Origin of the sequence: Micromonospora sp. NPDC048947 (assembly GCF_040649495.1) — a bacterium.
Taxonomy (GTDB): domain Bacteria; phylum Actinomycetota; class Actinomycetes; order Mycobacteriales; family Micromonosporaceae; genus Micromonospora; species Micromonospora alfalfae.
On sequence record NZ_JBEZFO010000016.1, the window covers coordinates 127375 to 139701 of the forward strand.

A 12327-nucleotide genomic window follows, 5' to 3' on the forward strand; every position below is an offset into this window, starting at 1 on the left:
CCCGTTTCGAGCACGAGGAGATACACAATGCGCGATCTGGTCTACACCGGTTTCATGTCGCTCGACGGCGTCGTGGACTCGCCCGGCGGCGGGCCGGGTGAGGAGCACCGCAGCGGCGGTTGGGTGTTCAAGGACCTCGAGTTCGTCCCGGAGGCCTGGTCGCTCAAGGGCGAGGAACTCGCCGACACGACGGCGTTGATGTTCGGCCGTCGCAGCTACGAGGCGTTCGCGTCGGTCTGGCCCGGTTCGGAGGACCACGCCGACTACAAGGACCTGCCCAAGTACGTGGTGTCGAGCACGTTGTCCGACGACGCGCTCGTCGACGGGTGGGGGCCGACGACGATCCTGCGCTCGACCGGGGACGTCGCCGCGCTCAAGCAGGGCGAGGGCGGGGCGATCTTCATCCACGGGAGTGCGGAGCTGGCCCGGCGGCTGTCCGATGAAGGGCTGATCGACCAGTACAACCTGCTCGTCTTCCCCGTGCTGCTCGGTGCCGGCAAGAGCCTGTTCGGCCGGGCCGACCGCGACAAGCACATGCTGACGCTGCGGGAGTCGGAGACCTACTCGAACGGGATCCTCAAGGTGGTCTACGACGTCAAGCGCTGACCCGGGTCGAGGGCGGCGGCGACAGCGGCGACGCCGTCCTCGATCTCGGTGGGCGTACGGGCCGCGTAGCCGAGCACGAGGCCGGGCCGGTACGGCCGCTGGCAGTGCCAGGACAGCGGTTGCACCTTCACCCCGCGCGCCAGCGTCGCCGCGGCCAGTTCGGTGTCGACAACTGTGTCGTCCAGCGTGATCATCAGGTGCAGGCCGGCGGCGGCGCCGTGCACCGTCGCCGACGGCAACGCGCGGGCCAGCGCGGTGATCATGGCGTCCCGCCGGCGGATGTGTCGCCGGCGCAGCAGCCGTAGGTGCCGCTCGAAGGCGCCGGAGGTCATCAACTCCGCCAGCACCAGTTGCGGTAGCACGGCGTTGCCCAGGTCGGCGTTGCGCTTGGCGGCCACCACTGCCTCACGCAGCCACGTTGGCACGAGCAGCCAGCCGACCCGCAGGGCGGGGGCGAGCAGTTTGGAGACGCTGCCGGCGTAGCAGACCTGCTCGGGCAGCAGACCACGCAGCGCCGGCACCGGAGGACGGTCGTAACGGTGCTCGGCGTCGTAGTCGTCCTCGATGATCAGACCGCCGGCCCGCGCCCAGGCGACGAGTTGGCGGCGGCGGTCACCGTCGAGCACCACGCCGGTCGGGAACTGGTGCGCGGGGGTGAGCATCACGGCCGGTACGCCGCTGGCGACCAACTCGTCGACGCGCAGCCCGGCGTCGTCGACGGTGATCGGCGGGGTGTCCATCCCCCAGTTGTTCAGGTGCTGTCGCACCCCGAGTGAGCCCGGGTCCTCGACGGCGATCCGGTCGACGCCGGCAGCGGTGAGTGCCTGGGCGAGCAGCCCGAGCGCCTGGGAGACGCCGGCCACGATGATCACCTCGGCGGGGTCGACGCCGATACCGCGGTTGCGGGCCAACCAGGCGGCGACGGCCTGCCGCAGCGCGGGCGTGCCACAGGGGTCGCCGTAGCCGAGGTCGGCCGCGGCGAGGCGGCGCAGCACGCTCCGTTCGGCGCGCAGCCAGTCCGCGCGGGGAAAGGCAGCCAGATCGGGTACGCCGGGCGCCAGGTCGATGGTGGCGTGCAGCGCGCGTACCGCTTCGAAGATGTCGGTGCCCGGTGCCGGCGGGAAGGTCACGACCGGTGCCGGCGCGGCGGCCGGGGTGGGTGTGGGCGCGGCCGGCGCGGCGACGACGACGGTGCCGGCCCGACCTCGACCGGCGATGTGCCCTTCCTCGGTGAGGCGCTGGTACGCCTCAGTGACCACGCCCCGGGAGACACCGAGGTCGGCGGCGAGCACCCGGGTCGGGGGCAGCCGGTCACCGACCGGCACCCGCCCCTCGGCGATGGCCTGCCGCAGCCGGTCGGTCAGCCAGGAGGCGCGCCCGCCCGGCGTCGCGTCGGTGATGGTCAGGTGCAGGAAGTCGGACCCGGCCGATATGGACCTGTCAGACGCCGTCGCTTTGGCTCTGCCCATCGGACCATTGTGGCAGCAGAGTGAGCAGGAGCCAGACCCGCCAACTCCGCCGGAGGACAACCGTGACCATTCCGTTCCTGATCACCACGCTGATCGTGGTGGTCACCCCCGGGACCGGGGTGATCTTCACGCTCTCCGCCGGCCTGTCGCGGGGCGCGCGGGCCGGTGTGCTGGCCGCGCTCGCCTGCACGCTGGGGACGTTGCCGCACCTGCTGGCGGCGATGACCGGGCTGGCCGCACTGATGCAGACCAGCGCGGTGGCATTCGAGACCGTCCGCTACCTCGGCGTCGGCTACCTGCTCTACCTGGCCTGGTCCATGGCGCGGGACCGCGACGCCTTCGCGGTGACCACCGACGCCCCACCCCGCTCGGCGATCCGGGTGATCGTCTCCGGGGTGCTGGTCAACCTGCTCAACCCGAAGCCGACGATGTTCTTCGTCGCGTTCCTGCCGCAGTTCGTGGACACCACGGCACCGGGCTCGACCCGGGCGATGCTCGGCTGCGGCGCGGTGTTCATGCTGCTCACCTTCGTGGTGTTCAGCGGCTACGGCATCTTCGCGGCCCGGGTACGCGACCGGGTGCTGACCCGACCCCGGGTCACCGACTGGCTGCGCCGATCCGCCGCCGGCACGTTCGTCGCGCTCGGCGTGACCCTCGCCCTTACCGACCGATAGGACCACAGTGCAGTTCGAACATTCTCCGCTGCTTCGCGACGCGTACCCCGATCTGGTCGCCGGCGTGGTGCAGGCCGCCGGGATCACCGCCGACGCCGACGTGGCACCACGCACTGCCGGTCATCTCGCCGAGGCACGGCGGCGGTTGGCCGGTGGGGCCGAGAGCGGGTTCCCGGAGATCCAGGCGTGGCGGCGGGCGTACGCGGCGATGGGGCTGCGGCCCACCAAGTACCGGTGCGCCGCCGAGGCGCTGCTACGCCGGCTACGCCTGGACGGCGAACTGCCCCGGGTGCACCCGCTGGTCGACCTCTGCAACGCCATCTCGGCCGCGTACGCCATCCCGGTCGCGGCGCTCGACCTGGACCGGGTCGACGGCGACCTGGTGGTCCGGCCGGCACACGGCGACGAGACGTACCTGAGTTTCGCGGGCGACACCGAGCATCCCGAGCCGGGCGAGGTGACCTTCGTCGACTCCGCCGGGCGGGCACACGCCCGACGGTGGACGAACCGGCAGAGCGGCTGGTCGGCCGTGCGGGCGGGCACCTCGTCGGTGCTGATCGTCGCCGAGGCGCTGCACCCGGGCAGCGGGCCGGCCGTGACCCGGCTGGTCGCCGACCTCGTGACGGAGCTGACCGAGGGGTGGTCGGCCTCGACGGCCGCCGCGGTGCTCACCACCACCGCGCCCCGTTTCCGCACCCCGGCGGCGGACGACGACAGGGGTCAGGCGGTGTCGCCGGGCAGCAGGTGACGGTAGCCGGGGATCGTCTCGGCGAACCAACCCTCGACGCTGGCCAGACCGCGGTCGTTGAGCTGCGCGTCGTGGATCGGGTACGCGGCAGCCGCGCCCACGGCGCGGGCGAACCGGATCGCCTCGTCGAGGCGCAGCCAGGACCCCTGGGCCGGGACGAGCAGGGTGCGCACCGGCGCGTCCGGCACGTGCAGGGCGTCGCCCGGGTGGTAGAGCTCGCCGCCGATCAGGTAGCCGAGGTTCGGGCAGTCGGGCTGCCCCTCGTGGATCGGGGCGTGCCGGCCGCCGTGCGCGCTGACCGCGATGCCGGCCGCCGTGAAGCGCTCAGCCGCCCGGACCCGGGTCACCGGCAGTGGGGCGAGATCCGGCAGGCGGGCACCCTCCGGCGCGTACACGGGAACACCGAGACCGGCGAGCCGCAACACGTCAATGTGGTCGGCGTGCTCGTGGGTGACCAGGACGGCGTCCGCGCCGACCAGGGCCCGCGGCTCGCTCCACGTCCCCGGGTCGACGACCAGCACCCCGCCGTCGTGCTCGACGCGGACACAGGCGTGCGTGAACCGGGTGATCCGCATCAGGCGACGGTACGCCGCCGGCAGACGGGTCGTGGCCCTCGTCGCGGTTGGATCGGCCCTGCACCGGCGGGCGTCGTCAGCGCATCGACGCGGCCGACGCCCGGACGATGTACGTGAACTGCACACCGAACGCCACCACAGCGACCAGCACACCGACCACAACCGTCAGCCCGACCCCGACCCCGACGGTCGCGGCCACCAGCGCGATGCCGAGTCCGGTCAGCACCGCGTTGACCGCGCCCACGAGCGCGGCAGTGGTCAGCAGGAACTCCCACCACCCCGGACGCGTGCCGACCAGGTTCCAGGCGGTGCTCATGGCGTCGCCGGCCACCACCGCGTCGGCGAAGAAGTCGTGCTCGCCGGCGAGCTGGTGTTGGTAGTAGGCCCGGATGCGTTGGATCCGCAGCAGGTCCAAGGAATTCTCCACTGTGGTCTCCACCAGCCGCAGAAACGTCAGCACCCCGATGATGACAAGCGTCGGGAGCACCGCGGCCAGGTACGGCCGGACCAGCTTGTCGTTACTGGCGACGAAGCCGAGGCCGATCAGCGCCGCCGACAGCACGGACAGGAAGATGGTGGCGCGGCCGGTGGCCTCGGCGATGGTGCCGGCGCGAGAGGTCTGCAACGCGTAGTGCTCGGTGGTCAGGACGGTAAGAAGCGCCTGCTCGCGTTCGCTCTCGTCCACCCCGCCACCCTCCGTGGTCGCATAACTCCGTTACCGTCACCCTATGAGCGGCGGGGCGTTTCGGAATGGCGAACCGATCGCTCGGAGAACGGGACAGCGCGCAGCAAAGCGGGCACGTATCGTCCGAACTCCGGTGAGCAGGAAGCGGCGGTGGGGCCGACCGACGGCGGAGGGGGACCTGATGCCCGGGTGGGCTGGTCGGGGCGGGCGGCAACGACGGGCCTTCGTCGTGGGTGGGGCACTCTTCGCGGTCGCCGTCGTCATGCTGCTGGCCGCATGGCGCAGCACCGGCTTCCTCAGCGACCTGCTGCTCAACCTCGGGGCCAGCGTGGTCCTCGCGGCCATCTCCTACGTCATCTTCGACCCGTTGTTCGAGGAGGCCCGCAAGGCGCGGGTGCAGGAGCACCTCAGCTTCGACCAGCAGGCGTTCGTGACGCGGCTGCACCGCTCCGGCCGCCGGGTGCGCATCCTCGACACCTGGACGATCCTGCTGGAGCAACGGCACCGGGAGGAGACGCTGAGCGCGGTACGCGCGGCGCTGGCCAACGGCGCCCAGGTGCAGTTGCTCCTGCTCGACCCCGACTGCACCGCCGCCCAGCAGCGCTCCGAGGAGCTGGAACGGCAACGGGTGGACGTGCCCCGGCAGATCCGCACCAACCTGCGCCACCTGGCCGCGTTCGCCGACGCGCTCGACTCGCGGCTGCGCCACCGCCTCCAGGTCCGGCTCTACGACGCGTCCCCGTCGATCCAGCTCTACCAGTGGGACGGGCGGGCGCTGATCTCGTTCTTCCCGATCGGGAAGCTGTCGTTCAACGTGCCGCAGCTCGAGGTGGACATGGACAGCCCGTGGGGCGGGTTCGTGCACGCCCGGTTCGAGGAGCTGTGGGAGCACGAGCAGGCCACCCTCGACCTGGAGCGGTACTGGTCGGTCACGGTCACGCTGCGCCACGACGAGTCGGACGTGGTCGAGGTACGCGTGCCGTTCGTGACCGTGGACGGGCAGCACTACGTCGACTGCCGGGGGTTCCGGGTGACCGGGCCGCTGACGGTGCGAGCCGTGCTGCCGCCCCGCGCGCCCGGGGCGGCGCCCGGCGTGTTCGCGCTGGCCGAGCCCGCCGACGGGGACCGGACCCCGGCCGACGTGGTGAAACGGCACTTCGACCAGAAGTACGGGCACGACGACGGCGAGCGGGACGTCCGCCGACTGGTGCCGCCACCGGGCGATGCCCGTACCCCGTCGCCCCGCCCCGCGACGGCCGGTGACACACACGCACGGTGACCCCCGAGCGACCCGTGGGCTCGGCACAGGAAACAATGGTGGCCCACCCCTGATCGCCAGGAGGACCGTCGGCGTGTCGCACCGCACCGCACCGCCGTCCGGGGCGGCGCAGTTGCGCGCCGACTGCGGACGCTGCTTCGGGCTGTGCTGCGTGGTGCCCGCCTTCGCCGCGTCGGCGGACTTCGCCATCGACAAGCCGGCCGGGTCGCCCTGCCCCAACCTGCGCCCCGACCACCGCTGCGGCATCCACACCGAGCTGCGGCAGCGTGGTTTTCCCGGCTGCACGGTGTTCGACTGCTTCGGTGCCGGGCAGCAGGTCGCCCAGGTGACCTTCGGCGGGCGGGACTGGCGGGACGCGCCGGAGACGTTGCCGGCGATGGCTGAGGCGTTCGCGGTACTGCGCCCGCTGCACGAACTGCTCTGGTACCTCACCGAGGCGGTGGCGCTGCGCCCGCCGGGCGACCTGCGCGCCAAGCTGGAACGCGCTCGCGCCGAGACGCTGACGCTCACCGAGGGTGACCCGGCGGACCTACGCGCTGTGGACGTCGCCGACCACCGGAACCGGATCAACCCGCTGTTGTCCCGGGCCAGCGACGCGGCCCGCGCCCCCGGCGGCGCCGACCGCCGCGGCGCGCACCTGCTCGGGGTGGACCTGCGCCGCGTCGACCTCCGCCGGGCCAACCTGCGCGGGGCGCTGCTCATCGGCGCAGACCTGCGCGGAGCGGACCTCGGCCTGGCCGACGTCACCGGCGCGGACCTGCGCGGGGCCGACCTGCGGGGTGCGGACCTGCGGCGCACGCTGTTCCTGCACCAGACCCAGCTGGACGCCGCCCGGGGTGACACCCACACCGGGCTGCCGCAGACGCTCACCCGGCCGGCGCACTGGACGGCGCTGCCGCTCACCCCGGTCCGTCAGCCGGCCCGGTCTCCCGCACCCGCCCGCCGGGGCCGACGTCGCTGACCGCGAGGTTTCGGCCGCGACGACGCCGGGTAGCCAGCGCCGACGCGAACCGGCATCGACGGGGGGGGGGCACGGCGTGGGCTACCGAAATCGCCAAGGTGAGCAGCCGGGCGACCCGCAGCACAGCGAGGACGAGGTCGGCCAGGCGGCACTGGTACAGGTCGAGGCGGACACCGAGGTCCCCGCACCGGCGGACACCGACGTCCGGCCGGACATCGTGACCGAGCCCGACAGCTCGGGCGTCGTCGGTGGTTCGTCCGGCAGCAGCGGCGGCGGGTCGACAATGCCGGGGCACCCGGACGCGACCCGCTGACCAGGGATCAGCGGGTGGTCAGCGCGCCCCGGGCCTCGGTCATGCCTTTGTTGGCGAGCCGGTCGGCCCGCTCGTTCTCCGGGTGACCGTTGTGCCCCTTGACCCACAGCCAGGTGACCTCGTGCCGTTCGCAGGCCGCCTCCAGCCGCTGCCACAGGTCGGCGTTCTTCACCGGCTGCTTCGCGGCGGTCCGCCAACCGTTGCGCTTCCACGACGCCAGCCAACTGGTGATGCCGTTGCGCACGTACGTGCTGTCGGTGTGCAGCTCCACGGTGACCGGCCGGTTCAGGCTCTCCAACGCCTGGATGGCCGCCATCAGCTCCATCCGGTTGTTGGTGGTGGGCGTGGCCTCACCGCCACACAGCTCCCGCTCGTGATCGCCGTAGCGCAGCAGCGCGCCCCAACCACCCGGACCGGGGTTGCCGCTGCACGCCCCGTCGGTCCAGATCTGCACGCCCCTGCCGGCCGCCGCGTCCACCATGCCCGGCAACCTACCGGGCGCGGACCTCGTCCTCCCCGCTCGGGGGGCCGGCGCGCCGAGCCGTCGGCGCCGAACCCACCACCGCTGGTGGGATGGCCGGCGCTGGCCGGGTGGGGCGCAGCCGGTCGCGGACCCGGTGTACGGCGTCGCCGGCGGTCGCGGCGATCATCGGCAACAGCCGGGTCGAATTCATGATCGCGATCTCCTCGGCCGGAGTGGTGCCGCCGTCGAGGAAGCGCAGCACCCGCTCGGCCGGGTTGCGGTCGAAGAGCCGGTCGAAGAACTCGGGACCGCCCACCCCGCCCCGGTCCAGCGCGCGCAGCGCCACCGCGTCCATCCAGCGGTGCCGGCGAGGGTAGGCCGGCTCGGGCACCGGCGCGCGGCCCGCGGCGAGGGCGCGGGCCACCTGGTCGGCCTGGCGGTACATGGCGGAGAAGGTGAAGCCGGTGGAGGGGCGGGTCGCGCCACCAGCAGTGCCGAGCCGCACCACGCGGGGGGTGGGCCGGGCCGGGAACGGCGCGTCGGTCATCGGGATCACCCCGTTCTCCACCTCCCGCACCCGCAACACGCTCGGATCCAGCCCGAGCAGATCCCGGTAGCCGGCCAGCGCCGCGTCGTACCCGGCGTCGGTGAGCAGGTCCGGTGAGAACTCGGTGTACTCGACCAGGGCGTAGCGGTCGCTGACCGGCAGCACGTACCCGAAGGAGACGCCCCGGGGCGGCTGCGGGGTACGGAAGTCCATCAGCACCGCACGCGTCGGGTCGAACACCGGCCGGTCCGCCTCCAGCCACCACCCCCGAAAGTGCTGCAACCAGGTGGTTCGCCCCGCTCGCGTCGGCGGACGGGGACGGGAGTCGAGCACCCAGCCGGCCCGTACGCCGCGCCCGTCGCCGGTACCCACGAGCACCCGGTCACCGTCGTCGCGCACCGTCTCGGCGGGCGCGACGATCCGGGTGGCGTGGAGGCGACGCTCGGCGTCGGCAGCCCGGTCGTAGACCGGGCCGGAGCGGAGCATGGCGTACCGCAGCGGGGTGAGGTCCAGGACGCGGCGTCGCGCCGCAGTCGCCACCTCGACCTGCTGCCAGCTCGCGCTGAGCAGCGGGTCCAGGTCGCTGTCGGGGTGACCCCAGAACGCCCAGGTGCGGTCCTGACCGCGTCGGCGCACCGGGTCGACGATGGCGATCCGCAGATCCCGGACACCGTGGCGGTCCAGCGCGGCGAGCAGCAACGACGCGGCGCCGCCACCACCGAGCAGCGCGAGGTCGACGTCGAGCGGCGCGGAGTCGGTCACAGGGACCACGCTGCCACACCGTCGCGCGCGACCACCGGATGGGCCGGATCGGCGCTCAGGCCACCGGGGCGGGCGACTCGACAGGTGGCGGGTCGGCATAGGCGTGCGCGACGGCGGCGCGGTTGAAGACCCGCCAGGTGGCCGCGGATACGCCGATCGCCACCACCAACCCGACCCAGTACGGCGCGGTGATGCCGAATCGGGCGGCGAGCAGCCCGCCCAGCAGTGCGCCCACGCAGTTGCCGCCCGCCGCGACGAAGAGGTTCGTGCTGGCCACCCGGCCCTGCAGGTTCGGTGGGGTGAGTCGTTGGCGCAGTGAGTTCGACACGATGTTCCACAACCCGCCGTGCACGCCGAAGGCGAACAGCGCGAACCCGACCACGATGGTGCTGCGGGACGCCGCCAACGCCAGGTGCAGCCCCGCCTCGATGAGCAGGCCGACCCGGATCGTCCAGGTGGCGCTGATCCGGGCGATGATCCGGTCGCCGAGGAGGGCGCCGAGCACCCCACCGCTGGCCATGCAGGTGAAGAGCAGTCCGTAGCCGACAGACCCGAGTCCCAGCCGCTCGCCGGCGAGCAGCACCAGCACCGCGAGCGCGGCGGTGAGGGTCACGTTGAGCAGACCGATCAGCACCGCCATCGTGCGCAGCAGCCGCTGGTTGGCCAGCCAGCGCAGTCCCTCGGCGATCTCGCCGCCCATCGACCGGGTACGGCGTGCGTGCGTGTCGCCGACGGCGGCCCGGAAATCCCCGCCGATCAGTGCCACCAGCACGGCGCTGAGGGCGTACGTGACGGCGTTGACCAGGAACGGGCTGCCTGCCGAGAGCGCGAACAGGAAGCCGCCGAGCGGGCCGGCGAGCATGCTGTGCATGAGGGTGGCACCGCCGCTGAGCCATCCGTTGGCACGCTCCAGGCGGTGCCGCGGCACCACCACCGGAACCATGGCCTGGCTCGCCGCGCGGAACACGATCTCACCGGTGTTGACCAGGAACAGCACCGCGAACAGCAGTGCCACCCCGCCCCGGCCGCTGAGGATCGCCGTGGCCAGAACGGCGAGCGCGGCCACCCGGACCAGGTCGATGACGATCATCAGGCGCCGTCGGTCCATCCGGTCCACCAGCACCCCGCCGGGCAGGGCGAAGAGCAGCCACGGCAGCCAGGCCACGGCGGACGCCCCGGCGACCACGAGCGGGTCATCGGTACGCGACGCGACGAAGAGCGGCGCTGCGACGGTGGCCAGGCCGCTACCCAGGGCCGAGAGGGTGCTCGCCGCCCAGAGTTTGGCGAAGACCGGTCCCAGGCCGGCTCCCACGTTCCGTGTCACGGCGAGCGAACCTACCAGCGTCTCCCCCGGCCGCCAGCGGATTTATCCCTCCGGGAGGAGGCCGCCCGGGGCGGATTGACAGGCAACCTCTTGGTTGCCTAACGTGACGAGCAACCGAATGGTTGCCTGTTGCGAGGAGGGTCGATGGACGACGCGTTCCGGGCGCTGGCCGACCCCAGCAGGCGTCGACTGCTGGACCGGCTCAACGAACGCAACGGCCAGACCCTGCGGGAGCTGTGCGACGGGCTGGCCGGCACCCGACAGGCCGTCAGCAAGCACCTGTCGGTGCTGGAGGCGGCCAATCTCGTCACGACCGTGCGGCGCGGCCGGGAGAAGCTGCACTACCTCAACGCCGCCCCGATCAACGCCATCGCCGACCGGTGGCTCAGCCGCTACGACCGCGAGCGCGCTGCCACCCTGGCCGACCTGACCACCGCATTGGAGCGACAACCCATGGAGAGCCCGACCTTCGTCTACACCACCTACGTGACCACCACCGCGCAGCGACTGTGGTCCGCGCTCACCGAACCGGCGTTCACCAGTCGCTACTGGGGTGGAGTCGCGCTGATTTCGGACTGGCAGGTCGGGTCACCCGTGCTGTGGCAGGACGCACCCGACGGCGAGCCGCGCGACCTCGGCCAGCGGGTGCTCGTCGCCGAGCCGTACCGTCGGCTCTCCTACAGCTGGCACGGCTTCCAGGCCGAACACGCCGCGCACTTCGGCTGGTCCGCCGAGGAGTTGGCCGCCCGGCTCGGTGAGCGCCGCTCGACTGTGACATTCGAGATCGCGCCGCACAGCGGGTCGACCGTCCGGCTGACCGTCATCCACGACGACTTCTCCCCCGACAGTCAGATGCACCGGGCGATCAGCGGCCAGCTCGACGGCAGCGGCGGCTGGCCGGAGTTGCTGGCCAGCCTCAAGACCCTGCTGGAGACCGGCGAGCCGATGCCCGACCCGAGCCCGGCCCAGGCCCGCTGACCGAGCGCGGATCGCGCTACCCCAGGCGGTGCATTTCCGCCGTCGTCGGCAATACCTCGCCATCGGCCCAGCGACGACAGCCCGGCCGGAGCAGACATCGATCGGAGCACCGGTGCCGGTCGGGTCGTCCGGGCCTTTCCGCAGCTCTCCCCGCCTTCGGGTGGACACGTGACGGCAACGAGGATTTCTCATTTTCACCTGATCGTGGACCCAACCCACCTAGTGTTGGGCACACCGGTGCTAGTCACGGAGTTGGCCACCCGAACGACGTCCCACGCAGTCAGCGGACGAAAAGTGAGGGAAGACGCGTATGAAGGTCTCAACAGCACTCTGCTCGGCGGCGCTCGGCGTGGGCCTCGGCACGCTCCTGCTGCCAGGCGCCGCACTGGCCGACACCACTGTGTCACCGGCCACCACCCCGGTCGGTGGGACCGTCGTGCTCACCGCGACGACCTGCAACCCGAAGTCGGGTGACGCCCTCTTCCGGGTCACCGGCCCCAACCGCGACCAGAACGTCCGATCCACCACGGCCGCCGCCGGCGGTGGGCTGAGCGCCGAACTCTTCACCGCCGGGTTCACCCTGGGCACGTACACGGTGGCGGCGACCTGCGGCGACGGCAGCTCGGCCGGCACCGCCACCTTCGCCGTCACCCCGATCGGCGGCGCGCCGGCCGGCTCCGGCGGCGACAACCGTGACACCGGCGCTCTCGCCGCCGGCGGCACGCTGCTCGGCACCGCCCTCGCCGGCGCGGTGATCCTGATCCGCCGGCGCCGTCCGGTGTCCACTGTCGCCTGATCGGCGACCGTTCCATCCCTGAGACGGGTGCCCGCGCCGGTGACACCGGCGCGGGCACCCCCACGACCCGGGACGGCGGTGCACACGTGCGGTGGCGGCGGACCCAACCCGCAGTGGTAGCCCAGGACGGCGAGAACGGGCGCGGGG

14 protein-coding genes are annotated in these 12327 nt (G+C 72.6%); 8 read left to right on the forward strand and 6 right to left on the reverse strand.

Annotated features, from left to right (window positions below):
* The first annotated feature begins 27 nt into the window (after nt 1–27).
* Entirely contained in the window at nt 28–606 is a 579-nt protein-coding gene (locus AB0B98_RS22805) for a dihydrofolate reductase family protein (protein WP_238670748.1), read from the forward strand.
* Here AB0B98_RS22805 and AB0B98_RS22810 read toward each other — a convergent pair.
* On the reverse strand, nt 588–2075 hold the full coding sequence (locus tag AB0B98_RS22810) for a PLP-dependent aminotransferase family protein (RefSeq protein WP_357365111.1): 1488 nt from the start codon (nt 2073–2075) through the stop codon (nt 588–590). The genes AB0B98_RS22805 and AB0B98_RS22810 overlap by 19 nt on opposite strands.
* Nucleotides 2076–2137: 62 nt before the next feature.
* On the opposite strand from AB0B98_RS22810, the gene AB0B98_RS22815 reads away from it, so the two are divergent.
* Together AB0B98_RS22815 and AB0B98_RS22820 are read left to right on the forward strand one after the other, a co-directional pair.
* Nucleotides 2138–2749: a LysE family translocator gene (locus AB0B98_RS22815; protein ID WP_357365113.1), complete on the forward strand. Its 612-nt coding sequence runs from the start codon at nt 2138–2140 to the stop codon at nt 2747–2749.
* A gap of 7 nt (nt 2750–2756) precedes the next feature.
* Nucleotides 2757–3497, forward strand: a complete 741-nt coding sequence (locus AB0B98_RS22820; RefSeq protein WP_357365115.1) for a phenylalanine--tRNA ligase beta subunit-related protein — start codon at nt 2757–2759, stop codon at nt 3495–3497.
* Here the strand turns inward: AB0B98_RS22820 and AB0B98_RS22825 are convergent.
* Nucleotides 3470–4072, reverse strand: coding sequence for an MBL fold metallo-hydrolase (locus tag AB0B98_RS22825; protein ID WP_357365117.1), 603 nt, complete (start codon nt 4070–4072; stop codon nt 3470–3472). The genes AB0B98_RS22820 and AB0B98_RS22825 overlap by 28 nt on opposite strands.
* A gap of 76 nt (nt 4073–4148) precedes the next feature.
* Nucleotides 4149–4757, reverse strand: coding sequence for a hypothetical protein (locus AB0B98_RS22830; RefSeq protein ID WP_357365119.1), 609 nt, complete (start codon nt 4755–4757; stop codon nt 4149–4151).
* 133 nt (nt 4758–4890) lie between these two features.
* Here AB0B98_RS22830 and AB0B98_RS22835 point away from each other — a divergent pair, with 133 nt between their 5' ends.
* From AB0B98_RS22835 to AB0B98_RS22845, 3 genes are all read left to right on the forward strand, one after another.
* Nucleotides 4891–6036 carry a DUF5919 domain-containing protein gene (locus tag AB0B98_RS22835; protein ID WP_357365121.1) on the forward strand — a complete coding sequence of 382 codons (1146 nt, stop codon included), beginning with the start codon at nt 4891–4893 and terminating at the stop codon, nt 6034–6036.
* A gap of 73 nt (nt 6037–6109) precedes the next feature.
* On the forward strand, nt 6110–6997 hold the full coding sequence (locus AB0B98_RS22840; protein ID WP_357365122.1) for a pentapeptide repeat-containing protein: 888 nt from the start codon (nt 6110–6112) through the stop codon (nt 6995–6997).
* A gap of 76 nt (nt 6998–7073) precedes the next feature.
* Nucleotides 7074–7310: a preprotein translocase YidC gene (locus tag AB0B98_RS22845; protein ID WP_238670757.1), complete on the forward strand. Its 237-nt coding sequence runs from the start codon at nt 7074–7076 to the stop codon at nt 7308–7310.
* 7 nt (nt 7311–7317) lie between these two features.
* Here the strand turns inward: AB0B98_RS22845 and rnhA are convergent, their stop codons facing one another.
* The 3 genes from rnhA to AB0B98_RS22860 are packed head-to-tail and all read right to left on the reverse strand — an operon-like array spanning nt 7318 to nt 10406.
* Nucleotides 7318–7791 carry a ribonuclease HI gene (gene rnhA / locus AB0B98_RS22850; RefSeq protein WP_357365123.1) on the reverse strand — a complete coding sequence of 158 codons (474 nt, stop codon included), beginning with the start codon at nt 7789–7791 and terminating at the stop codon, nt 7318–7320.
* A 10-nt stretch (nt 7792–7801) separates the two neighbouring features.
* Complete coding sequence (locus AB0B98_RS22855; protein ID WP_238670759.1) at nt 7802–9082, reverse strand: lycopene cyclase family protein; 1281 nt, start codon at nt 9080–9082, stop codon at nt 7802–7804.
* Nucleotides 9083–9137: 55 nt separating this feature from the next.
* A complete protein-coding gene (locus AB0B98_RS22860; protein ID WP_357365125.1) occupies nt 9138–10406 on the reverse strand; it encodes an MFS transporter in 1269 nt (422 codons plus the stop codon).
* 144 nt (nt 10407–10550) lie between these two features.
* Between AB0B98_RS22860 and AB0B98_RS22865 the strand changes: the two genes are divergently transcribed.
* A complete protein-coding gene (locus AB0B98_RS22865; RefSeq protein ID WP_357365127.1) occupies nt 10551–11384 on the forward strand; it encodes a metalloregulator ArsR/SmtB family transcription factor in 834 nt (277 codons plus the stop codon).
* A 310-nt stretch (nt 11385–11694) separates the two neighbouring features.
* Nucleotides 11695–12180 (forward strand): hypothetical protein, encoded by a 486-nt coding sequence (locus AB0B98_RS22870; protein ID WP_091406610.1) that lies wholly within the window; start codon nt 11695–11697, stop codon nt 12178–12180.
* Nucleotides 12181–12327 lie beyond the last annotated feature (147 nt).